Below are 22775 nucleotides of genomic sequence, written 5' to 3'. Positions count from 1 at the left end.
TGTGCGTCCGGTCGGCTCAGCCCTGCTGGCCGGAGGTCTTCCGCAGGTTCGGCCGCGCCGCCGCGGCGCGCCGCTTCAGCGCCGTCCAGCGGTCCGAGAGCGCCCACACCACCCGGACGGTCGAACGCGGGGCGATCGTCGCGCGCAGCCGCGTGCGACGGCCGACCGACGCCCGCAGGCCGGCCGTGGCGAGCCGCACGTCCCCGGCGAGCCCCGCCGTCGGGCGCGGCCGCGGCGCGTAGAGGACCTGCTCCACCGCGTCGGCCACCCGGTGCACCGCGGCCGCGGCCGTCGGATCGAGCCGGCCGAGCCGGACGATGCGGGCCGCGGCCTTGCGGGGCGTCTGCGACTCCTCGGGCGGGATGCCGTGGTCCCACGCCGTGTCGGCCAGCTCCTGCCAGACCGCCAGGGTGTGCGGGGCGGCGTCCGCCTCGGTCCGGCCGTGCGCCCCGAGGCGCCGGGCCCTGGTGCGCAGCCGCCACAGCATCGGTGACAGCGGCACCAGCAGCACCAGGAGGGCCGCCAGGGTCCACGCCGGTGCCTCGTACCACTTCGGTCCGCCGCCGTCCGAGACCGGGACCGGCAGCGCCGACTCGGTGTCGCAGGCGTCCAGCTTCTTGTCCTGCGCCGAGCAGCTCTCGCTCGTCGAGGGCGCCGCCGACGGCTCGGTCCGGCTGTCCTCGGAGGGCAGCGCCGGATCGGGCACCGCACTGCCCGGCGTGTCCGGCACGGTGTACGACGGGGTCGAGCCGCGCGTCGGTGTCGGCTCGAAGCGGGTCCAGCCCACGCCCTCGAAGTACACCTCGGGCCAGGCGTGCGCGTCCCGCAGCCCCACCGACACCGAGCCGTCCGCCTGCGGGGAGCCCGGCGCGAAGCCCACCGCCACCCGGGCGGGGATGCCCAGGGACCGGGCCATCGCCGCCATGGCGAACGAGAAGTGGACGCAGAAGCCCTCCTTGTCCCGCAGGAACCGGGCGATCGCCTCCGAGCCGCTGCCGACCCTGACCTCGGTGTCGTACTCGAAGCCGCCGTCGACCGCGAAGTACTCCTGGAGTTTGACCGCCTGCTCGTACGGGTTCGCCGCGCCGGCGGTGACCTCGCGGGCGGTGCGGGCGACCAGTCCCGGCAGCGAGTCGGGCAGCTGCGTGTACTCGCGCCGCAGCGCCTCCGGGGGCGGGGGCGCGGCGGCGAGCTGATCCGCCGTGGGCCGCACGTTCAGGCTCCGCACCTCGTACTTCAGGCCGCGGGTGTTCTGGCCGTGGTCGCCGACCAGGGTCATGCCGACCGGCTCGTAGCGCCAGTTGCCCGCGACGCGGACGCCGCTGGGCGGGTAGGGCATCGGCAGCCAGTCCTGCGCGTACCAGTCGGCGGCCGTGACGAAGGCCCGGGTCTCCTCCCGGTCGATGTCGGGACCCAGGCCGACGGGGGTGGGGAACGAGCCCTTCGGTACACCGGTGATCTTCCGCTTGGACGGCTTCCAGGTGGTGCCGTCGAAGTCGTCCAGGGAGACGATCCGCAGGTACAGGTCGGACAGGTCCTCCGAGTCCGTCTGGACGGAGAGGACCTGGCGGTTCTCGTCGACGTTGAGACTGTCCCGCAGGGAGACCAGGGGGTTCACCGCGGAGATCGTGCCGCCGCCCCCGGTCCCGGAGCCGACGCCGGGCCCGGCGCTGTCCAGCAGCCCGCCGTTCATCGCGGGCAGGGCGAGGGGCACGACCAGGGCGATGCCCAGCGCGAACGCGCCGAGGCGCCGTCCGGTGCGGACCGGGGCCACCGCGGCGCCCTGCTCGGCACCGGGGGTCCGCGCGGCGCCGCCGAAGACCCGGCCCCACTGCGAGAGCCGGTCGCGGCTCTCCGCCAGCAGCAGCGTCAGATAGCCGACCGCCGCCACCAGGAACCAGAGCCAGTCGGCCCCGCCCTCGGAGAGCCCCGCGGCCACCGAGTACAGCGCGAGCAGCGGCAGGCCGGCCGGCGCGGCGCTGCGGAAGGTCACCGCGAGGGTGTCCACCAGCAGTCCGATCACCAGTACCCCGCCGACCAGCATCAGCCGGATGCCGTCGGACTCCAGCGGCGCGGGGATCGCGTACCGGGCGATGTCGTCGCCGCCCTGTCGCAGCAGGTCGCCGAAGCGCTGGACGGCCTCCGGGCCGGGCACCAGCCCGGCGAACGCCTGCTGCCGGGCGAAGACCAGGGTCAGCAGCAGCAGCGTGACCAGGGCCTGGACGGCGACGGTCAGCGGCCGCGCCAGCGGCACCCGGCGCGCCGCGGCGCCCACCGCGGCCTGCACCGCCAGCAGGAGCGCGGCCTGGAGGATCCACGTCGCCGGTTCGACCAGGGGCAGCAGCGCGCACGCCGCCATCAGCGTGGCCGCCCACGCGCACACCGACAGCCGCGCCCGCCCGCTCATCGCGCGCCCTCCCGCCGAGCGCCCGCCGCGGGACGGGGGCGGCCGGTCCGCGCCGGGGACGCCTGGGCCCCGGGGGCCGCCGTCCCGGCGTACGTCCTCCGCCGTGTCCGTCCGCTCATCGCGTCCCCTCCCCGCCGGCCGCCGCGAGGGCGGTGCGTTCGCGGTCGGCCAGGCGCCACAGCTCCTCCAGGGTGGCGCCGTGCGGAACGCCCACGGCGGTCCAGCCCGCCTCGCGCAGCATCCGCAGCCGATCCCCGCCCCGGTCCAACGCGCCGGGCACGTCCGCCGGTTCCCGCGCCCAGTCCCCGCCGTCCAGTACGAAGGCCACGGCGCCGCCACCGCGCTGCCGCATCCTGGCGGCCACCGCGGCCTGCTCCTCGTCGAGGTCGCCGAAGAACGCGACCAGCAGCCCCTCGCCCCCGCCGCGCAGCACCTCGTAGGCGGGGGACAGGTCCGTGCCGTCGGAGTGGTCGATCACCGCGAGGGTGTCCAGCATCAGCCCGGCCGCGTCGGCCGTGCCCTGGCCGGAGCCCGCGAAGCCGTCGGTGCCCTCGCCCGGCACCGAGTCGCCGGTGTCCGTGACCAGCCGGACGGAGAAGCCCCGCTCCAGCATGTGCACCAGCACGGAGGCCGCGCCCGACACCGCCCACTCGAAGGGCGAGTCGGGGCCCGCGCCCTCGTACGCCAGGCCGCGGGTGTCCAGCAGCACCGTGCAGCGGGCGCGCTGCGGCTGCTCCTCGCGGCGCACCATCAGCTCGCCGTAGCGCGCGGTGGAGCGCCAGTGCACCCGGCGCAGGTCGTCGCCGTGGCGGTACCCGCGCGGGATCACGTCGTCGTCGCCCGCCAGGGCCAGCGAGCGCTGCCGCCCCTCGCCGTACCCCTTCGCCTCCCCGCCGAGCCGCACCGGCGGCAGCGCCTCCACGCGCGGGATCACGGTCAGGGTGTCGTGGGTGGAGAAGGAGCGGGTCAGCTCGCACAGTCCGAAGGGGTCGGTCAGCCGCAGCTGCAGCGGGCCGAGCGGATAGCGGCCGCGCAGGTCGGAGCGGACCCGGTAGGACACCTCACGCCGGCCGCCCGGCTCGACCCGGTCGAGCACGAAACGGGGCCGGGGCCCGAGCACGTAGGGCACCCGGTCCTGGAGCATCAGCAGCCCAGTCGGCATCCGCGAGACGTTGTCCACGCGCAGGTGCACCCGGGCCTCGCTGCCGGCCGGCACGCGCTCGGGGGAGAGGCGGCGGCTGCCCGCCACCCGGTAACGCGTGCGGTACAGCACGGTCGCGCAGGCCAGGGGCAGGACCCCGAGCAGCAGCCCGACCCGGAGCAGGTCGCTCTGCCCGAGGACGTAGGCGCAGGCTGCGGCCGCGATCCCGGCGGCCAGGAAGGAGCGGCCGCGGGTGGTCAGACCGGTCAGGGCGGTGCGGACGCCGCCGCCCTCGCCCCGGTCGTCCCGCGGCCCGTCCGTCCCCCCGGCGTCCATCAAAGCCTCCGCGGCGGCTGCTGGGGATACGCGGGCGCGCCGCGGCTCATGCCGAAGCCCGTCTGCTGCTGGGGTGCCGCGGGCACCGGGGTGCGCTGGAGGATCTCCTGGACGACCTGTTCGGCGCTGCGGCGGTTGAGCTGGGCCTGCGCGGTCGGCAGCAGGCGGTGGGCGAGGACCGCGACCGCGAGGGCCTGCACGTCGTCCGGCAGCGCGTAGTCCCGGCCGCTCAGGGCGGCGGAGGCCTTCGCCGCGCGCAGCAGGTGCAGCGTGGCGCGCGGCGAGGCGCCGAGTCTGAGGTCGGGGTGGCTGCGGGTGGCCGCGACCAGGTCCACGGCGTACCGGCGGACCGGCTCGGCGACGTGGACGCCGCGGACGGCCTCGATCAGCTTGAGGATCTCGTCGGCGTGGGCCACCGGCTGGAGGTCGTCCAGCGGGTTCACCCCGCCGTGCACGTCGAGCATCTCCAGCTCGGCCTCCGGGCTGGGGTAGCCGATGGAGACCCGGGCCATGAAGCGGTCGCGCTGGGCCTCGGGCAGCGGATAGGTGCCCTCCATCTCGACCGGGTTCTGCGTGGCGACCACCATGAAGGGGCTGGGCAGCTCGTAGGTCTGGCCGTCGATGGTGACCTGGCGCTCCTCCATCGACTCCAGGAGCGCCGACTGGGTCTTCGGCGAGGCGCGGTTGATCTCGTCGCCGATCACCACCTGCGCGAAGATCGCGCCGGGCTTGAACTCGAAGTCCCGGCGCTGCTGGTCCCAGATGGACACGCCGGTGATGTCCGAGGGCAGCAGGTCGGGGGTGAACTGGATGCGGCGCACGGAGCAGTCGATGGACCGCGCCAGCGCCTTGGCCAGCATGGTCTTGCCGACTCCGGGGACGTCCTCGATCAGCAGGTGCCCCTCGGCGAGCAGCACCGTCAGCGAGAGCCGCACGACCTCGGGCTTGCCCTCGATCACGTCCTCGACCGAACCGCGGACCCGCTCGACGACAGCCGTCAGATCGTCCCCCACCCGCGCATACGCCCGGTCGGGGCTGCCTCCATGGCTCGCCTGGTCGTCAAAGGTCGTCACCCGGCCCTCCTCGGCCTTTCCCCGCACTTCCACCCCGGATCACGGACACCGCACGGAAAAAGTTCCGCACGACACCACTTCCCGCATTCTTGCCGCCGTTACCGATTCGTGTCACTCGCCTGTGGACAACTGGCGGTGACATGTCGGGGCTTGCGCCCTTTGCGGTACTCGGCTCAGGCGGGAGCGACCTCGCGCAGCAGGCCCGTCTTCACGTCGTAGACGAAACCACGTACGTCGTCGGTGTGCGGCAGGAACGGCGAGGTGCGCACCCGTTCGATCGACTGGCGCACGTCCTGGTCGACGTCCTGGAAGGACTCGACGGCCCAGACGGGCCGCTGGCCGACCTCCAGTTCCAGCTCGCGGCGGAAGTCCTCGGTGAGGGTCTCCATGCCGCACGCCGTGTGGTGCACCAGGACGACGGCGGTGGTGCCGAGCGCGCGCTGGCTGATGGTGAGGGAGCGGATCACGTCGTCCGTGACGGCGCCGCCCGCGTTGCGGATGACGTGGCAGTCGCCGTTGCGCAGCCCGAGCGCGGCGGTGACGTCCAGGCGGGCGTCCATGCAGGCCACGACGGCGGTGTGGAGGGCGGGACGGCCGGCCAGCTCGGCGTCGGCGAACTGGGCGCCGTAGCGCGCGTTCGCCTCGACGAACCGGTCGGTGGGGGAGCCGGAGCCGGCGGGAACCGATGCAGAAGTCGTCATAACCATGACGTTACTGGTCACCGACGGGCCGAGCCCGCTGTGAAGAGGGACAAAGAACGTCAACGCGGCTTGTTGTGAGCCACTCCACAGACCCGTACGGGCGCCGCCGCGCGAGTGAAGTACCGGACCGTGCCGATTCGCGCGGTCCGGCGCCGTACGCGACGCGCAGGCCGGTTGATTGACCGGGCGACAGGGTGGACTAAAGTGACGCGAAGCGGGAGGCGAGGCACTCCCTGCTGGACTGAAACCCCGGAGACCTGGGCGACGCCCCGCCAGTTCTCCCCACGTGCGCGGCGCGTACGTACGGCTCGGCCTCCTCCCGCTCCCGGCCGGCCGACGCTTCCGGCGCCGGCGGGGCTCCCCTTCACGAGCGAGCGGGAGGGGACCCGGCGGTGCGTGACGCCGCGCCGGACCTGAGAGGCCGCCCCACTTGAGCCAGAGTCGACACGTCCCGGTGATGCTCCAGCGGTGTCTGGACCTGCTGGCACCCGCCCTGAAGGAGCCGGGGGCCGTGGTCGTCGACTGCACACTGGGACTCGGCGGCCACAGCGAGGCGCTGCTCGAACGCTTTCCCGAGGCCCGCCTCGTCGCGCTCGACCGGGACAAGGAGGCCCTGCGCCTGTCCGGCGAGCGCCTCGCCCCCTACGGCGAGCGCGCCACCCTCGTGCACGCCGTCTACGACGAGCTGCCCGAGGTGCTGGACCGGCTCGGCATCCCGCGCGTCCAGGGCGTGCTCTTCGACCTCGGCGTCTCCTCCATGCAACTCGACGAGGCCGACCGCGGGTTCGCCTACGCCCAGGACGCCCCGCTCGACATGCGGATGGACCAGACGACCGGCATGAGCGCCGCCGAGGTCCTCAACACCTACCCGCCGGGCGAACTCGTCCGCATCCTGCGGGCGTACGGCGAGGAGAAGCAGGCCAAGCGGATCGTGTCCGCGGTGGTGCGCGAGCGCGAGAAGGAGCCGTTCACCAACAGCGCACGGCTCGTGGAGCTGATCCGCGCCGCGCTCCCGCAGGCCGCCAAGCGCACCGGCGGCAACCCGGCCAAGCGCACCTTCCAGGCGCTGCGCATCGAGGTCAACGGCGAGCTGTCCGTCCTGGAGCGGGCCATCCCGGCCGCGGTCGAGGCGATCGGCGTCGGCGGGCGGATCGCGGTGCTGTCCTACCAGTCCCTCGAAGACCGGCTGGTCAAGCAGGTGTTCGCGGCCGGCGCGGCCAACACCGCGCCGCCCGGTCTGCCGGTCGTCCCCGAACGCTACGCGCCCCGGCTCAAGCTGCTCACGCGCGGTGCCGAACTTCCCACCGAGGAGGAGATCGCCGAGAACCGGCGGGCGGCACCGGCACGGCTGCGCGGCGCCGAGCGCATCAGGGAGTCCATCGGGTGAAGCGAGTGAGGCAGGCCAGACACGGGGCGGCGACGGTCCACCCCGGCCGAGGGGAGGGCCAGTGAGCGGGAAACCCGAACTGAAGGGGAGGGCGGCCCGGCTGGCCCGGCTCCTCCCGCCCGCCGGCGGCCGCGGCCAGGCGGCCCGGGCACCCTTCGTGCTCCTGGTCGTCCTGCTGCTCGGCGGCGGTCTCATCGGCCTCCTGGTGCTGAACTCCGCGCTCAGCGAGGGCTCCTTCCAGCTGGACGACCTCAAAGAGGAGACGAAGAGCCTGACCGACGAGGAACAGGCGCTCCAGCGCGACATCGACGCCTACTCCGCCCCTCGGGCCCTCCAGCGCCGCGCCCGCGAGCTGGGCATGGTCCCCGGCGGCGACCCCGCCTTCCTCGCCCCCGACGGCACCGTCAAGGGCTCGCCCAGTGCGGCACCGACCGGGACCACCCCGCTGGTCCTCGCCCCCGAGGCGCTGACCGCACCGCCCGGCGGCGCCGCCACCGCCAGTCCGACTCCCGTCGGCACCCAGCCGCCCCCGGCCCCCTCCGCCACGTCCACCGCGGCCCCGGCGCCCACCCAGAGCCCGACCCCGACCCCGACTCCCGGCAGGTGACGGAAGTGTCCGACAGGGAACCGCCGCGTCGCCGCGTGCCCGGACCCGCGAGGCCCGTCCGCCCCGGCGGGCGGCGGCAGCCCGGCCCCGGTGCCCGGCCGGCCCGCCGTCCCGGCCCGCCCCGGCCGTCCGCGCCCCGCACCATCCGGCTGGGCAGCCACCGGCCGCGCCTGCGGATGATCGGCCTCGCGCTCACCCTCGTGCTGGCCGCCTTCGTCGTGCGGCTCCTCCAGGTGCAGGCCGTGGACGCCGGGACGTACTCCGCCAAGGCCGAGCAGAACCGCTACGTCGTCCACACCCTGCCCGCCGAGCGCGGCGGCATCACCGACCGCAACGGCGTCGCCCTCGCGACCACCGTGGACTCCTACGACATCACCGCGGACCCCACGATGTTCACCCGCGAACAGCTGAAGGTCGACGACGGCCCCGAGCAGGCCGCGGCGCTCCTCGCGCCCATCCTCGGCGAGGAGCAGGAGGACCTGGTCGAGCGGCTGCGCCCGGAGAACAAGGAGCTGCGCTACGTCCGCCTGGCCCAGCGGCAGACCCCGCAGGTCTGGAACCAGATCAAGGACCTGAAGTCCGCGCTCACCACCAAGTCGGAGACGGACACCTCCGTGGTCAACGCGCTCGCGGGCGTCTTCGCCGACCCCAGCAGCAAGCGCGTGTACCCGGGCGGCGACCTGGCCGCCGCCGTCCTCGGCTGGGTCGGCGCCGACGGCAAGGGCGGCGGCGGCCTGGAGCGGCAGCTGGACAAGAAGCTGGCGGGCGAGGACGGCAAGATCCGCTACGCGCAGTCCGGCGGACGGCAGGTGCCCACCGCCGGCTCCACCGAGACACCGGCCGTGCCCGGCAGCGACGTCGAGCTGACCATCGACCGCGACATCCAGTGGGCGGCGCAGGACGCCATCAGCGAGCAGGTGGAGAAGTCCAAGGCGGACGGCGGCTACGTCATCGTCCAGGACACCGCAACCGGCGAGATCCTCGCCATGGCCAACTCGCCCGGCTTCGATCCGGGCGACCTCGCCCACGCCGACCCGAACGCGCTGGGCAACGGCGCCCTCCAGGACGCCTTCGAGCCGGGCTCCACCGCCAAGGTGATGTCCATGGCGGCCGTGCTGGAGGAGAACGCCGCCACCCCGGGCACCCACATCACCGTGCCCAACCGCCTCAAGCGCGGCGACCGCCTCTTCAAGGACGACGTCGACCACCCGACGTGGTACCTCACCCTCAACGGCGTGCTCGCCAAGTCCAGCAACATCGGCACCATCATGGCCACCGGCGAGCTGGGCGGGACGCAGCCCGAGGCCAACAAGGTGCTCTACTCCTACCTGCGCAAGTTCGGGCTCGGCGGCTACAGCGGGCTCGGCTTCCCCGGCGAGACCAAGGGCATCCTGGCGCCGCCCGGCCAGTGGTCCACCTCGCAGCAGTACACGATCCCTTTCGGCCAGGGCGTCTCCATCAACGCGCTCCAGGCGGCCTCCGTGTACTCGACCATCGCCAACGGCGGCGTCCGGGTCGAACCCACGCTCGTGCGCGGCACCAAGGACGCCGACGGACGCTTCGCACCGGCCCCGGAGCCGGACAAGAGGCGTGTGATCAGCGAGAAGACAGCGAAGACCCTCTCCCAGATGCTGGAGTCCGTCGTCGACGACGAGGAGGGCACCGGCACCAAGGCCCGTATCCCCGGCTACCGCGTGGCGGGCAAGACGGGCACGGCCAACCGAGTGGATCCGGCCACCGGCCAGTACAAGGGGTACACCTCCTCGTTCGCCGGGTTCGCCCCCTCCGACAAACCCCGCGTCACCGTCTACTGCGCCATCCAGAACGCCACCGCGGGCAGCTACTTCGGCGGCCAGATCTGCGGACCCATCTACAAGCAGGTCATGGAGTTCGCCCTGAAGACCCTTCAGGTCCCCCCGACCGGGGCCGCCCCCGCGAGACTCCCGGTCACCTTCAAGCCCTGACCCCCACCGGGCCAGTACCGAGCCAGCGCCGATTCAGTACCGAGCCACCAGGAACCACCCGTGACGACGATCACCCCCGACCCCGGGAACCAGAGCACCCCCGAGCCCTCACTTCGCCCGGAAGCCGGTACGCCCGGTACGCTCACCGCCGTGCCACACCCTGATCAGTCCCAAACCACCCAGAAGGGCCACCCCGTGACATACCCGGGACCGCCCCGGCCGGTGCGGATCTCCGCCACACCCCTCGCGGAACTCGCCGATCAGCTGGGTGTCACCGCGCCCGACAGCACCGCGGGGGTCACGGGCATCACCCACGACTCCCGTGCCGTCCGCCCCGGTGACCTGTACGCCGCCCTGCCCGGCGCCCGCCTCCACGGGGCCGACTTCGCCACCCAGGCCGAGGGCCTCGGCGCGGTCGCCGTGCTGACCGACCCGTCCGGCGCCGAACGCGTCGCCGCCGCCGGCCTGCCCGCGCTCGTCGTCGACGACCCGCGGGCGCGGATGGGCGAGCTGGCGGCCACGATCTACGGCCACCCCGGCCGGGACCTGCTCCAGATCGGCATCACCGGCACCTCCGGCAAGACCACCACCGCCTACCTGGTCGAGGGCGGTCTGCGCACCGCGAAGTCCACCGGCCTCATCGGCACGGTCGAGATGCGCATCGGCGACGAGCGCATCAAGTCCGAGCGGACCACGCCGGAGGCCACCGACCTCCAGGCCCTGTTCGCGGTGATGCGCGAGCGGGGTACCGAGGCGGTCGCCATGGAGGTCTCCAGCCACGCCCTGGTGCTCGGCCGCGTCGACGCCTGCGTCTTCGACATCGCGGTCTTCACCAACCTCAGCCCGGAGCACATGGAGTTCCACTCCGGGATGGAGGACTACTTCCAGGCCAAGGCGCAGCTGTTCACGCCGAAGCGCAGCAAGCTGGGCGTGGTCAACGTGGACGACGAGTACGGGCGCCGCCTCGCCAACGAGGCCACCGTCCCGGTCGTCACCTACTCCGCCGAGGGCCACCCCGACGCCGACTGGCGCGCCGACGGCGTCGAGGTCGGTCCGCTGGACTCGACCTTCACCGTGCTCGGTCCGAAGGGCGAGCGGATCGCCGCCAAGTCGCCGCTGGCCGGACCCTTCAACGTGGCGAACACCCTCGCCGCGATCGTCGCCCTGGCCGCCGCCGGCCTGGACCCGCAGGAGGCCGCCGACGGCGTCGCCGCGGTGCCGGGCGTGCCGGGCCGCCTGGAGCGCGTGGACGAGGGCCAGCCGTACTTCGCGGTGGTCGACTACGCCCACAAGACCGACGCCGTCGAGTCGGTCCTGCGTGCCCTGCGCAAGGTGACCGAGGGCAAGCTGCACGCCGTCCTCGGCTGCGGCGGCGACCGGGACACCACCAAGCGCGAGCCGATGGGGGCCGCCGTGGCGCGGTTCGCCGACACGGCCGTACTGACCTCCGACAACCCCCGCTCCGAGGACCCCCTCGCGATCCTCGCCACCATGCTCCAGGGCGCGGCCTCCGTGCCCGCGCACGAGCGCGGCGAGGTCCAGGTCTTCGAGGACCGGGCCGCCGCCATCGCCGCCGCCGTCGCCCGGGCCGAGCCCGGCGACACGGTGCTGGTGGCCGGCAAGGGCCACGAGCAGGGCCAGGACATCGCCGGGGTGGTCCGTCCCTTCGACGACCGCCAGGTGCTGCGCGAAGCCATCAAGAAGACCCAGGGATGAGATCCCGAATGACCCAGATGATCCAGGGGACGAACTTGTGATCACCCTCTCTCTCGCCGAGATCGCAGAAGTCGTCGGCGGGCGGATGCACGACATACCGGACGCGTCCGCGCAGGTCACCGGCCCCGTTGTCCGGGATTCCCGGGAAGCGGGACCGGGCAGCCTCTTCGTCGCCTTCGTCGGCGAGCGGGTGGACGGCCACGACTTCGCCGCCGCGGTCGTCGAGTCGGGGGCGGTGGCCGTGCTCGGCTCCCGCCCCGTCGGCGTGCCCGCGATCGTCGTGGACGACGTCCAGGCCGCCCTCGGCGCCCTCGCCCGGCACGTCGTGCACCGCCTCGGCACCACGCTCGTCGCCCTCACCGGGTCCGCCGGCAAGACCAGCACCAAGGACCTCATCGCCCAGGTGCTGCGCCGCAAGGCGCCGACGGTCTTCACGCCCGGCTCCCTGAACAACGAGATCGGGCTGCCGCTCACCGCGCTCACCGCCACCGAGGAGACGCGCTTCCTCGTCCTGGAGATGGGCGCCCGCGGCATCGGCCACATCCGGTACCTCTGCGAGCTGACCCCGCCGAAGGTCGGTCTCGTCCTCAACGTCGGCTCCGCGCACATCGGCGAGTTCGGCGGCCGGGAGCAGATCGCCCAGGCCAAGGGCGAACTCGTCGAGGCGCTGCCGCCGGCCGAGGAGGGCGGCACCGCGATCCTCAACGCGGACGACACCCTCGTACGGGCCATGGCGTCCCGGACGAAGGCGAAGGTGCTCCTTTTCGGAGAGTCCGACGAAGCGGACGTTCGCGCCGAGAACGTGCGACTCACGGACACCGGACAACCCTCGTTCAGGCTTCACACACCCTCCGGTGCAAGCGATGTGACCATGCGCCTGTACGGTGAGCACCACGTGTCGAACGCGCTCGCCGCGGCCGCCGTCGCCCACGAGTTGGGCATGTCCGCAGACGAGATCGCCACCGCGCTCTCCGAAGCGGGCTCCCTCTCCCGCTGGCGGATGGAGGTCACCGAGCGCCCGGACGGCGTGACGGTCGTCAACGACGCCTACAACGCGAACCCCGAGTCGATGAAAGCCGCGCTGCGCGCGCTGGTGGCCATGGGCAAGGGACGTCGCACGTGGGCGGTGCTCGGCAAGATGGCCGAGCTCGGGGACGAGGCGCTCGCCGAGCACGACGCGGTCGGACGGCTCGCCGTCCGGCTCAACGTCAGCAAGCTCGTCGCGGTCGGGGGCAGGGAAGCCCAATGGCTGCAACTGGGCGCATATAACGAGGGTTCGTGGGGTGAGGAGTCGGTGCACGTGTCCGACGCACAGGCGGCGGTCGACCTGTTGCGCAGCGAGTTGCGCCCGGGGGACGTCGTGCTCGTGAAGGCGTCCCGTTCGGTGGGTCTGGAGAGCGTCGCCACGGCGCTCCTGGAGACCGGCACCGAGGGTGAGGTTGCCGCCCGATGATGAAGCAGATCCTGTTCGCGGGCGTCATCGGGCTCTTCCTGACGCTGGTCGGCACCCCGCTGCTGATCAAGCTGCTGGCCCGCAAGGGCTACGGCCAGTACATCCGCGACGACGGACCGCGCGAGCACGCCAGCAAGCGCGGTACGCCGACCATGGGCGGTATCGCCTTCATCTTCGCCACGGTCGCCGCCTACTTCCTGGCGAAGGTGATCACCAGCTACCTGGACCCCGACACCGACGCGGGCCCGACCTTCTCGGGCCTGCTGGTGCTCGGTCTGATGGTGGGCATGGGCCTGGTCGGCTTCCTCGACGACTACATCAAGATCGTCAAGAGGCGGTCGCTGGGCCTGCGGGCCAAGGCGAAGATGGCCGGCCAGCTGATCGTCGGCATCGGCTTCGCCGTGCTCTCGCTGCAGTTCGCGGACAACCGCGGCAACACCCCGGCCTCGACCAAGCTGTCGTTCATCACCGACTTCGGCTGGTCGATCGGCCCGGTGCTGTTCGTCATCTGGGCGCTGTTCATGATCCTCGCGATGTCGAACGGCGTGAACCTGACCGACGGCCTGGACGGTCTCGCCACCGGCGCCTCCGTCCTGGTCTTCGGCGCCTACACCTTCATCGGCGTCTGGCAGTTCCAGGAGTCCTGCGCCAACGCGCTGACCCTGACCAACCCGGGCGCCTGCTACGAGGTGAGAGACCCCCTCGACCTCGCCGTGGTCGCGTCCGCGCTGATGGGCGCCTGCCTCGGCTTCCTGTGGTGGAACACCTCGCCGGCCAAGATCTTCATGGGCGACACCGGTTCGCTCGCGCTCGGCGGTGTGCTCGCGGGTCTGGCGATCTGCTCGCGCACCGAGCTGCTGATGGCCATCCTGGGCGGCCTGTTCGTCCTGATCACCATGTCGGTGGTCATCCAGGTCGGCTCCTTCCGCCTGACCGGCAAGCGGGTCTTCCGGATGGCGCCACTCCAGCACCACTTCGAACTCAAAGGCTGGTCCGAGGTCCTTGTCGTGGTCCGTTTCTGGATCATCCAGGGCATCTGTGTGATCGTCGGACTGGGCCTCTTCTACGCGGGATGGGCAGCGGACAAGTGACCGACTCCTCGGCGCCCTTCGACTTCCGGGGCAAGCACGTCACCGTCGCCGGCCTCGGCGTCTCCGGCGTCCCGGCCGCCAAGGTCCTGCACGGGCTCGGCGCGCGCGTCACCGTCGTCAACGACGGCGACGACGAGCGCGCCCGCACGCAGGCCGCGGAGCTGGAGACGCTCGGCGTCACCGTGCGCCTCGGCGACGGGGCGACACTGCCCGAGGGCACCGAACTGATCGTCACCGCACCCGGCTGGAAGCCCGACAAGCCGCTGTTCACCGCGGCCCACGAGGCCGGCGTCCCGGTCTGGGGCGACGTCGAACTCGCCTGGCGGCTGCGTGACCGGGACGGCCGGAAGGCGGCGCCCTGGCTCGCGGTCACCGGCACCAACGGCAAGACCACCACCGTCCAGATGCTGGCGTCGATCCTGCGGGCGGCCGGTCTGCGCACCGCCGCCGTCGGCAACATCGGCGTCTCCCTGCTGGACGCGGTCACCGGCGACGAGGAGTACGACGTCCTGGCCGTGGAGCTGTCCAGCTACCAGCTCCACTGGGCCCCCTCCCTGCGCGCCCACTCGGCCGCCGTCCTCAACCTCGCCCCCGACCACCTCGACTGGCACGGCTCCATGGAGGCCTACGCCGCCGACAAGGGCCGGATCTACGAGGGCAACCGCGTCGCCTGCGTCTACAACGTCGCCGACAAGGCGACCGAGGACCTGGTCCGCGCGGCCGACGTCGAGGAGGGTTGCCGGGCCGTCGGCTTCACCCTCGGCTCGCCGGCGCCCTCCCAACTCGGCGTGGTGGAAGGCCTCCTGGTCGACCGCGCCTTCGTCGAGGACCGGCACAGGAACGCCCAGGAACTGGCCGAGGTCTCCGACGTCAACCCGCCCGCCCCGCACAACATCGCCAACGCCCTGGCCGCCGCCGCCCTCGCCCGCTCCTTCGGCGTCTCCGCGGCGGCCGTACGCGACGGGCTGCGCGCCTTCACGCCCGACGCCCACCGCATCGCGCACGTCGCCGACGTCGACGGGGTCGCCTACGTGGACGACTCCAAGGCCACCAACACCCATGCCACCGAAGCCTCCTTGGCGGCGTACGAGTCGATCGTGTGGATCGCCGGCGGGCTGGCCAAGGGCGCGACCTTCGACGAACTGGTCGCGGGCGCGGCGAAGCGGCTGCGCGGTGCCGTGCTGATCGGCGCCGACCGCGCCCTGATCCGCGAAGCCCTGGCGCGACACGCCCCCGAAGTACCCGTGGTCGACCTCGACCGGACCGACACTGGTGCGATGCTCCAGGCCGTCCAGGAAGCCCAGCGACTCGCCCGGCCCGGCGATACGGTCCTGCTGGCCCCGGCCTGTGCCTCCATGGACATGTTCACCAACTACAACAAGCGCGGCGACGCGTTCGCACAGGCCGTTCGCGAACTCGGCGCCTGACCCGGCAGCCTCCCGCGCCGGGCGAACTCGGGGAGGACGCGTGGGACGGTCCATGCCGACGTACAGCGGAGGCAGCGATGCCCGGTAGTCCCCAGAGCCGTACCGGACGCCCGCCCGTGCAGCGGGCCGCGGGACGACCCCCGGCGCCGGGACCGCGGCACGAGAACCCGGTGCTCCGCCTCTACCTGCGCCTGCGCCGCGCCTGGGACCGGCCGCTGACCGCCTACTACCTGATCTTCGGCGGCAGTGCGCTGATCACCGTGCTCGGCCTGGTGATGGTCTACTCGGCCTCCCAGATCACCGCGCTCCAGCTGTCGCTGCCCGGCTCCTACTTCTTCCGCAAGCAGGCCCTGGCCGCCCTGATCGGCGCCGGACTGCTCGTGGCCGCCATGCGGATGCCGGTGAAGCTGCACCGCGCGCTCGCCTACCCGATCCTCGCCGGCGCCGTCTTCCTGATGATCCTGGTGCAGGTGCCGGGGATAGGAGTCGCGGTCAACGGCAACCAGAACTGGATCTCGCTCGGCGGCTCCTTCCAGATCCAGCCCAGCGAGTTCGGCAAGCTGGCCCTGGTGCTGTGGGGCGCGGACCTGCTGGCCCGCAAGCAGGAAAGGAAGCTGCTCACCCAGTGGAAGCACATGCTGGTGCCGCTGGTGCCGGCCGCGTTCATGCTGCTCGGGCTGATCATGATCGGCGGCGACATGGGCACCGCGATCATCCTCACGGCGATCCTGTTCGGCCTGCTCTGGCTGGCCGGTGCGCCCACCCGGCTCTTCGCAGGGGTGCTATCGGTCGCCGCGCTGCTCGGTTTCATCCTCATCAAGACCAGCCCCAACCGCATGGCGCGGCTGGGCTGCCTCGGCGCCACCGACCCCGGTCCGGGCGACGCCTGCTGGCAGGCCGTGCACGGCATCTACGCCCTCGCATCCGGCGGGCTGTTCGGCTCCGGGCTCGGTGCCAGTGTGGAGAAATGGGGCCAACTCCCCGAAGCGCACACCGACTTCATCTTCGCCGTCACCGGTGAGGAACTGGGCCTGGCGGGGACGCTGTCGGTACTCGCCCTCTTCGCGGCTCTAGGCTATGCGGGTATCCGCGTGGCCGGACGCACGGAGGACCCGTTCGTGAGGTATGCCGCGGGAGGCGTGACCACCTGGATCACGGCCCAGGCCGTGATCAACATCGGTGCGGTCCTCGGGCTGCTGCCGATCGCCGGTGTCCCGCTCCCGCTGTTCTCCTACGGCGGTTCCGCCCTGCTGCCGACCATGTTCGCCATCGGTCTGCTGATCGCCTTCGCGCGTGACGAACCCGGTGCGCGGGCGGCGCTTGCGCTGCGGCAACCTCGCTTTGGTAGAAAGCGGGGGGCCAGGGGTCCCGGAACCAAGCGGGGCCCCCGGAGTTGGAACACGATGCGACGGCGTGCCTCGGCGGCGCGCTCGTCCGGAGAGCGGTGAATTTCGGTGCATGTCGTACTCGCCGGCGGAGGAACCGCGGGCCACATCGAGCCCGCGCTCGCCCTCGCGGACGCCCTGCGCAGGCAGGATCCGACCGTGGGGATCACGGCCCTGGGCACGGAACGCGGCCTCGAGACCCGCCTGGTACCCGAGCGCGGGTACGAACTGGCGCTGATCCCGGCCGTACCGCTGCCCCGCAAGCCCACCCCGGAGCTGATCACCGTCCCGGGCCGGCTGCGCGGGACCATCAAGGCCACCGAGCAGATCCTGGAGCGCACCAAGGCGGACGCCGTGGCCGGCTTCGGCGGTTACGTGGCGCTGCCCGCCTACCTCGCGGCCAAGCGGCTCGGCGTGCCGATCGTCGTGCACGAGGCCAACGCCCGCCCCGGCCTGGCCAACAAGATCGGCTCGCGCTACGCCAGTCAGGTCGCCGTCTCCACCCCCGACAGCAAGCTGCGCAACTCCCGCTACATCGGCATCCCGCTGCGCCGCTCCATCGCCACCCTGGACCGGGCCGCCGCCCGTCCCGAGGCCCGCGCGATGTTCGGGCTCGACCCCAACCTGCCGACGCTGCTGGTCACCGGCGGCTCGCAGGGCGCCCGCCGGCTCAACGAGGTCATCCAGCAGGTCGCGCCCTGGCTCCAGCAGGCCGGCATCCAGATCCTGCACGCGGTCGGCCCCAAGAACGAACTGCCGCAGGTCCACCAGATGCCGGGGATGCCTCCGTACATCCCGGTAAGTTATCTGGACCGGATGGACCTCGCGTACGCCGCCGCCGACATGATGCTCTGCCGCGCGGGCGCGATGACCGTCGCCGAACTCTCCGCCGTCGGGCTGCCGGCCGCCTACGTCCCGCTGCCCATCGGCAACGGCGAACAGCGGCTCAACGCCCAGCCGGTGGTCAAGGCGGGCGGCGGACTGCTGGTCGACGACGCGGAACTGACGCCGGAGTGGCTCCAGCAGAACGTGCTGCCGGTGCTCGCCGACCCGCACCGGCTGTACGAGATGTCCCGCGCCGCCGCCGAGTTCGGCCGCCGGGACGCCGACGACCTCCTCGTCGGCATGGTGTACGAGGCGATCGCCGCCCGTGCCCACCGCTAGAGACTGACGGAAGGCAGGGAGCGTGGCCGGACCGACCACCGCCGAGCGCGGGGAACGCCAGCAGGAGTCGTCCGGCCCGCCCCGCACACGGAGGTTCCGCCCGCCCCGTCTCCGTACGATCATCATCACGGCACTCGCCCTCGTGCTCCTCGCGGGCGGCACCGTCTGGGTGCTCTACGGCTCGAACTGGACCCGCGTGGAGGACGTGTCGGTCTCCGGCACTCGGGTACTCACCGCCGCACAGGTGCGCGAGGCCGCCGACGTGCCCGTCGGCGACCCCCTGGTGTCCGTCGACACCGAGGCGGTCGAGGCGCGACTGCGCCGGAAACTGCCCCGCGTCGACGAGGTCGCTGTGGAGCGTTCCTGGCCGCACGGAATCGGACTGAAAGTGACGGAGCGTACTCCGGTCCTGCTTGTCCAAAAGGGCGGAAAATTCGTGGAAGTGGATGATGCGGGCGTCCGATTCGCCACGGTTTCCCGCGCGCCGAAAGGCGTGCCGAGACTGGAATTGGAACCCGCCCGGTCCGGCTCCGCGGGGGCGAGCCTGCGCCGCTTCGACGAGGACCGCCTGATCCGGGAGGCGGTACGGGTGGCCGGCCGCCTCCCGGGCGCGGTCGCCCGGGACACACGGGCCGTCAAGGTCCGTTCCTACGACGACATCTCGCTGGAGTTGAGCCGCGAGCGGACCGTCGCGTGGGGGAGCGGCGAACAGGGCGCGGACAAGGCCCGCGCGCTCACCGCGCTGATGAAAGCGACCTCCAAGGCACGGCACTTCGACGTAAGCGTTCCCACCGCCCCCGCGTCATCGGCGAGTTGACGGGCATCCGTGCAGGCCAGCACCCTGACTGGGCAGCGCTACGGCTGATCACATAGGGTGAAAAGAAAAACGGGAGGTTCGGCGTGTTCGTTGAACGTGCGCCACTTGTCGACTTAGTGTCCTGTTCAGAAGACTCCAAGGAACAGACACACTGGTAACCCTAAACTTCAGCGTTAGGGTTCGGGTCGGCACTACGGACCGTCCCAATCGGCATCAGTCGTCAGGTCGCGGGGGCATCAGTGCTTCGATGACCGGGCGACACGTAACTCGAGGCGAGAGGCCTTCGACGTGGCAGCACCGCAGAACTACCTCGCAGTCATCAAAGTCATCGGTGTCGGCGGCGGTGGTGTCAATGCCATCAACCGGATGATCGAGGTCGGTCTCAAGGGCGTCGAGTTCATCGCCATCAACACCGACGCGCAGGCGCTGTTGATGAGCGACGCCGACGTCAAGCTCGACGTCGGCCGCGAACTCACCCGCGGACTCGGCGCCGGAGCCAACCCGGCCGTCGGCCGCAAGGCCGCCGAGGACCACCGCGAGGAGATCGAGGAGGTCCTCAAGGGGGCCGACATGGTCTTCGTGACAGCCGGAGAAGGCGGCGGCACCGGCACCGGCGGCGCGCCCGTCGTGGCCAACATCGCGCGTTCGCTGGGCGCCCTCACCATCGGCGTGGTCACCCGCCCCTTCACCTTCGAGGGACGGCGCCGGGCCAACCAGGCCGAGGACGGCATCGCCGAACTCCGCGAAGAGGTCGACACCCTCATCGTCATCCCCAACGACCGGCTGCTGTCCATCTCGGACCGCCAGGTCAGCGTGCTCGACGCGTTCAAGTCCGCCGACCAGGTGCTGCTGTCCGGTGTGCAGGGCATCACCGATCTGATCACCACGCCCGGCCTGATCAACCTGGACTTCGCCGACGTCAAGTCGGTCATGTCCGAGGCCGGCTCCGCCCTCATGGGCATCGGCTCGGCCCGCGGCGACGACCGCGCGGTGGCCGCCGCCGAGATGGCGATCTCCTCGCCGCTCCTGGAGGCGTCCATCGACGGCGCCCGCGGTGTGCTGCTCTCCATCTCCGGCGGCTCCGACCTCGGCCTGTTCGAGATCAACGAGGCCGCCCAGCTGGTCAGCGAGGCCGCCCACCCCGAGGCCAACATCATCTTCGGCGCGGTCATCGACGACGCGCTCGGCGACGAGGTCCGGGTCACGGTGATCGCCGCCGGCTTCGACGGGGGCCAGCCGCCGTCCAAGCGGGACAACGTCCTCGGCTCGTCCTCGGCCAAGCGCGAGGAGCCCACCCCGGCGCGGCCGTCCGAGAGCCGCCCGTCCTTCGGCTCGCTCGGCAGCGTCAAGCCGAAGGAGGAGCCGGAGCAGGCGCCCGCGCCCGAGCCGGTCGCCGACCTGCCGCAGGTCTCCCCGCCGCCGGTCCCGCCGTCGCGGACCTACTCGGACAGCGCGGCCGAGGAACTGGACGTGCCGGACTTCCTGAAGTGATAGGACAGCGCGACACCGTGAACGGCGCGCACTTCGGCTTCACCGACCGGTGGGGCGGAGTGAGCGCCGTTCCGTACGAGGAGCTCAACCTCGGCGGCGCGGTCGGCGACGACCCCGGCGCCGTCACGGCCAATCGCGAGCTGGCCGCCAAGTCGCTGGGCATCGGCCCGGACCGGGTGGTCTGGATGAACCAGGTGCACGGCGCCGACGTCGCCGTCGTCGACGGCCCCTGGGGCGACGCCCCGGTCCCGCGGGTCGACGCGGTCGTCACCGCCGAACGCGGTCTCGCCCTCGCCGTCCTCACCGCCGACTGCGTGCCGGTGCTCCTCGCCGACCCGGTCGCCGGTGTCGCCGCCGCGGCCCACGCGGGCCGGCCCGGCCTGGTCGCGGGCATCGTCCCCGCGGCCGTACGGGCCATGGCGGAGCTGGGCGCCGACCCCGCCCGGATCGTCGCCCGCACCGGACCCGCCGTGTGCGGACGGTGCTACGAGGTGCCGGAGGAGATGCGGGCCGAGGTGTTCGCCGTCGAACCGGCCGCGTACGCCGAGACGAGCTGGGGCACCCCGGCGGTCGACGTGGCCGCGGGCGTCCACGCGCAGCTCGACCGGCTCGGGGTGGGCGACGGGCAGCGGTCGCCGGTGTGCACCCGGGGGTCGGGGGACCACTTCTCGTACCGACGCGACCGCACCACCGGGCGGCTCGCCGGCTATGTCTGGCTGGACTGATGGGGCATGACGGACCGTAAGCACGAACTCGCCGCCAACCTGGCGAAAGTGGAAGAGCGCATCGGCGCCGCCTGCGCGGCCGCCGGACGCGGCCGCGAGGAGGTCACCCTCGTCGTGGTCACCAAGACCTATCCCGCCGACGATGTGCGGATTCTCTCCGGACTCGGGGTGCGGCACGTCGCCGAGAACCGCGACCAGGACGCCGCACCGAAGGCCGCCGCCTGCGCGGACCTGCCGCTCACCTGGCACTTCGTCGGCCAGTTGCAGACCAACAAGGTGCGCTCCGTGGTCGGGTACGCGGACGTGGTGCAGTCCGTCGACCGCCCCAGGCTCGTGACGGCCCTGTCCAAGGAGGCCGTGCGCGCCGGTCGCGAGCTGGGCTGCCTGCTCCAGGTGGCGCTCGACGAGGGGGAGGGCGGGCGCGGCGGCGTCCCGCCCGCCGGGGTCGAGGAGTTGGCCGACCTGGTCGCCGGCGCGGACGGGCTGCGGCTCGACGGTCTGATGACGGTGGCGCCCCTCACCGGCGAGTACGCGGGGCGGCAACAGGCGGCCTTCGAGCGCCTCATGGATTTGTCGACCTGCGTGCGCCGAGCCCATCCGGCTGCGAACATGGTCTCCGCAGGCATGAGTGCGGACCTCGAACAGGCCGTGGCCGCCGGAGCGACACATGTACGCGTCGGCACTGCGGTACTCGGAGTCCGCCCCAGGCTCGGGTAACGTCGCCAAGAAGTCGGACCACAGCAGAAAATATGGTCATTACCGCTGAAAGGCGGACGCAACGACCTCGTGGATCGCGGGCACTTGGCAGTCGTCAGCCGATCCACCACAGAGCGGAGGACTCAGAGCATGGCCGGCGCGATGCGCAAGATGGCGGTCTACCTCGGCCTCGTGGAGGACGATGGTTACGACGGCAGGGGCTTCGACCCCGACGACGACTTCGAACCGGAACTGGACCCGGAGCCCGAGCGGGATCACCGGCGCCACGAACCGGCACATCAGTCGCACGGTTCACATCAGCCCCAAAGGGACGAAGAGGTACGAGTCGTGCAACCGCCCGCGCAGCGCGAGCCGATGCCCCGTGCCACTTCGCTCGCGGCGGAATCCGGGCGCCCGGCGCGGATCGCGCCCGTGGCGTCCATCACACAAGAACGCGCAAGCCTGGAAAAGAGCGCACCGGTCATCATGCCCAAGGTCGTGTCCGAACGAGAGCCCTACCGCATCACCACGCTTCACCCCCGGACCTACAACGAGGCCCGTACCATCGGGGAACACTTCCGTGAGGGCACTCCGGTGATCATGAATCTCACTGAGATGGATGACACAGATGCGAAGCGACTTGTCGACTTTGCGGCCGGTTTGGTGTTTGGTCTTCACGGCAGTATCGAGCGGGTGACGCAGAAGGTGTTCCTGCTGTCTCCTGCTAACGTCGATGTCACGGCGGAGGACAAGGCCCGCATCGCAGAGGGCGGATTCTTCAACCAGAGCTGAGACGCACCACCGGTACAGAGCAAGAGCACGGATCCGAGGACGGATCCGAGAGATGGTTCAGGGGAGAGGGAAGCACCAGTCATGAGCGTGGTCCTGGATGTCGTCTACATCGCGCTGATGTGCTTCCTCATCGTGCTCATCTTCCGGTTGGTCATGGACTACGTCTTCCAGTTCGCCCGCTCGTGGCAACCCGGCAAGGCGATGGTGGTCGTTCTTGAGGCCACCTACACTGTCACCGATCCACCGTTGAAGCTTCTGCGGCGGTTCATCCCGCCGCTGCGTCTCGGGGGCGTGGCGCTCGACCTGTCCTTCTTCGTACTGATGATCATCGTCTACATCCTGATCTCGATCGTGAGCCGGCTGTGATCGATGAGAGAGATACGGGCTTGCCGAATGCCGACG

The 22775-nt window shown here is 72.0% G+C and carries 19 protein-coding genes; 15 read left to right on the top strand and 4 right to left on the bottom strand.

Annotated elements, in window-relative coordinates; genetic code table 11:
- Nucleotides 1-16 precede the first annotated feature (16 nt).
- The 4 genes from IE108_RS26970 to IE108_RS26955 form a co-directional block, all read right to left on the bottom strand.
- Nucleotides 17-2407: a transglutaminase TgpA family protein gene (locus IE108_RS26970; RefSeq protein WP_064727438.1), complete on the bottom strand. Its 2391-nt coding sequence runs from the start codon at nucleotides 2405-2407 to the stop codon at nucleotides 17-19.
- A gap of 115 nt (nucleotides 2408-2522) precedes the next feature.
- A complete protein-coding gene (locus IE108_RS26965) occupies nucleotides 2523-3884 on the bottom strand; it encodes a DUF58 domain-containing protein (RefSeq protein WP_064727437.1) in 1362 nt (453 codons plus the stop codon).
- Nucleotides 3884-4957 carry an AAA family ATPase gene (locus IE108_RS26960; protein ID WP_372462948.1) on the bottom strand — a complete coding sequence of 358 codons (1074 nt, stop codon included), beginning with the start codon at nucleotides 4955-4957 and terminating at the stop codon, nucleotides 3884-3886. The genes IE108_RS26965 and IE108_RS26960 overlap by 1 nt, the downstream gene beginning before the upstream one ends.
- Before the next feature lie 173 nt (nucleotides 4958-5130).
- Nucleotides 5131-5664 carry a beta-class carbonic anhydrase gene (locus tag IE108_RS26955; RefSeq protein ID WP_226487073.1) on the bottom strand — a complete coding sequence of 178 codons (534 nt, stop codon included), beginning with the start codon at nucleotides 5662-5664 and terminating at the stop codon, nucleotides 5131-5133.
- 424 nt (nucleotides 5665-6088) lie between these two features.
- Between IE108_RS26955 and rsmH the strand changes: the two genes are divergently transcribed.
- From rsmH to IE108_RS26880, 15 genes are all read left to right on the top strand, one after another.
- Entirely contained in the window at nucleotides 6089-7045 is a 957-nt protein-coding gene (gene rsmH / locus IE108_RS26950) for a 16S rRNA (cytosine(1402)-N(4))-methyltransferase RsmH (RefSeq protein ID WP_079163486.1), read from the top strand.
- 61 nt (nucleotides 7046-7106) lie between these two features.
- Nucleotides 7107-7652 carry a cell division protein FtsL gene (gene ftsL, locus IE108_RS26945; RefSeq protein ID WP_064727433.1) on the top strand — a complete coding sequence of 182 codons (546 nt, stop codon included), beginning with the start codon at nucleotides 7107-7109 and terminating at the stop codon, nucleotides 7650-7652.
- Complete coding sequence (locus IE108_RS26940) at nucleotides 7649-9616, top strand: peptidoglycan D,D-transpeptidase FtsI family protein (protein WP_107420122.1); 1968 nt, start codon at nucleotides 7649-7651, stop codon at nucleotides 9614-9616. Before ftsL ends, IE108_RS26940 begins: the two co-directional genes overlap by 4 nt.
- A gap of 195 nt (nucleotides 9617-9811) precedes the next feature.
- Complete coding sequence (locus tag IE108_RS26935; protein ID WP_064727432.1) at nucleotides 9812-11332, top strand: UDP-N-acetylmuramoyl-L-alanyl-D-glutamate--2,6-diaminopimelate ligase; 1521 nt, start codon at nucleotides 9812-9814, stop codon at nucleotides 11330-11332.
- A gap of 37 nt (nucleotides 11333-11369) precedes the next feature.
- The gene (locus tag IE108_RS26930; RefSeq protein WP_064727431.1) at nucleotides 11370-12785 is read left to right on the top strand and encodes a UDP-N-acetylmuramoyl-tripeptide--D-alanyl-D-alanine ligase; all 1416 of its coding nucleotides are present in this window, start codon (nucleotides 11370-11372) and stop codon (nucleotides 12783-12785) included.
- Entirely contained in the window at nucleotides 12785-13876 is a 1092-nt protein-coding gene (gene mraY, locus IE108_RS26925; protein ID WP_064727430.1) for a phospho-N-acetylmuramoyl-pentapeptide-transferase, read from the top strand. Before IE108_RS26930 ends, mraY begins: the two co-directional genes overlap by 1 nt.
- Nucleotides 13858-15303, top strand: coding sequence for a UDP-N-acetylmuramoyl-L-alanine--D-glutamate ligase (gene murD / locus IE108_RS26920; protein ID WP_064727429.1), 1446 nt, complete (start codon nucleotides 13858-13860; stop codon nucleotides 15301-15303). Before mraY ends, murD begins: the two co-directional genes overlap by 19 nt.
- Before the next feature lie 77 nt (nucleotides 15304-15380).
- Entirely contained in the window at nucleotides 15381-16751 is a 1371-nt protein-coding gene (gene ftsW / locus IE108_RS26915; protein WP_064727428.1) for a putative lipid II flippase FtsW, read from the top strand.
- A 6-nt stretch (nucleotides 16752-16757) separates the two neighbouring features.
- Nucleotides 16758-17852 (top strand): undecaprenyldiphospho-muramoylpentapeptide beta-N-acetylglucosaminyltransferase, encoded by a 1095-nt coding sequence (gene murG, locus IE108_RS26910; RefSeq protein ID WP_064727427.1) that lies wholly within the window; start codon nucleotides 16758-16760, stop codon nucleotides 17850-17852.
- 22 nt (nucleotides 17853-17874) lie between these two features.
- On the top strand, nucleotides 17875-18669 hold the full coding sequence (gene ftsQ, locus IE108_RS26905; RefSeq protein ID WP_064727426.1) for a cell division protein FtsQ: 795 nt from the start codon (nucleotides 17875-17877) through the stop codon (nucleotides 18667-18669).
- A gap of 288 nt (nucleotides 18670-18957) precedes the next feature.
- Nucleotides 18958-20160 (top strand): cell division protein FtsZ, encoded by a 1203-nt coding sequence (ftsZ, locus tag IE108_RS26900; protein WP_064727425.1) that lies wholly within the window; start codon nucleotides 18958-18960, stop codon nucleotides 20158-20160.
- Nucleotides 20157-20885 carry a peptidoglycan editing factor PgeF gene (gene pgeF / locus IE108_RS26895; protein ID WP_064727424.1) on the top strand — a complete coding sequence of 243 codons (729 nt, stop codon included), beginning with the start codon at nucleotides 20157-20159 and terminating at the stop codon, nucleotides 20883-20885. The genes ftsZ and pgeF overlap by 4 nt, the downstream gene beginning before the upstream one ends.
- 6 nt (nucleotides 20886-20891) lie before the next feature.
- Nucleotides 20892-21602: a YggS family pyridoxal phosphate-dependent enzyme gene (locus tag IE108_RS26890; RefSeq protein WP_064727423.1), complete on the top strand. Its 711-nt coding sequence runs from the start codon at nucleotides 20892-20894 to the stop codon at nucleotides 21600-21602.
- Between the two features lie 129 nt (nucleotides 21603-21731).
- A complete protein-coding gene (locus tag IE108_RS26885; protein WP_064727422.1) occupies nucleotides 21732-22373 on the top strand; it encodes a cell division protein SepF in 642 nt (213 codons plus the stop codon).
- Between the two features lie 81 nt (nucleotides 22374-22454).
- Complete coding sequence (locus IE108_RS26880; RefSeq protein ID WP_007448661.1) at nucleotides 22455-22739, top strand: YggT family protein; 285 nt, start codon at nucleotides 22455-22457, stop codon at nucleotides 22737-22739.
- The last annotated feature ends 36 nt before the right edge of the window (nucleotides 22740-22775 follow it).

This window comes from Streptomyces parvulus (genome assembly GCF_014648855.1).
GTDB classification, from domain to species: Bacteria; Actinomycetota; Actinomycetes; order Streptomycetales; family Streptomycetaceae; genus Streptomyces; species Streptomyces parvulus.
This window is presented reverse-complemented; position numbering and strand designations above follow the sequence as displayed.

Bases quoted from the DNA above. Each gene is read 5' to 3' on its own strand.
- IE108_RS26890 (WP_064727423.1), top strand. From the start codon at position 20,892: ATGACGGACCGTAAGCACGAACTCGCCGCCAACCTGGCGAAAGTGGAA.
- mraY (WP_064727430.1), top strand. From the start codon at position 12,785: ATGAAGCAGATCCTGTTCGCGGGCGTCATCGGGCTCTTCCTGACGCTG.
- IE108_RS26955 (WP_226487073.1), bottom strand. From the start codon at position 5,664: ATGGTTATGACGACTTCTGCATCGGTTCCCGCCGGCTCCGGCTCCCCC.
- ftsW (WP_064727428.1), top strand. From the start codon at position 15,381: ATGCCCGGTAGTCCCCAGAGCCGTACCGGACGCCCGCCCGTGCAGCGG.
- IE108_RS26970 (WP_064727438.1), bottom strand. From the start codon at position 2,407: ATGAGCGGGCGGGCGCGGCTGTCGGTGTGCGCGTGGGCGGCCACGCTG.
- IE108_RS26880 (WP_007448661.1), top strand. From the start codon at position 22,455: ATGAGCGTGGTCCTGGATGTCGTCTACATCGCGCTGATGTGCTTCCTC.
- IE108_RS26965 (WP_064727437.1), bottom strand. From the start codon at position 3,884: ATGGACGCCGGGGGGACGGACGGGCCGCGGGACGACCGGGGCGAGGGC.
- murD (WP_064727429.1), top strand. From the start codon at position 13,858: ATGGGCAGCGGACAAGTGACCGACTCCTCGGCGCCCTTCGACTTCCGG.
- IE108_RS26885 (WP_064727422.1), top strand. From the start codon at position 21,732: ATGGCCGGCGCGATGCGCAAGATGGCGGTCTACCTCGGCCTCGTGGAG.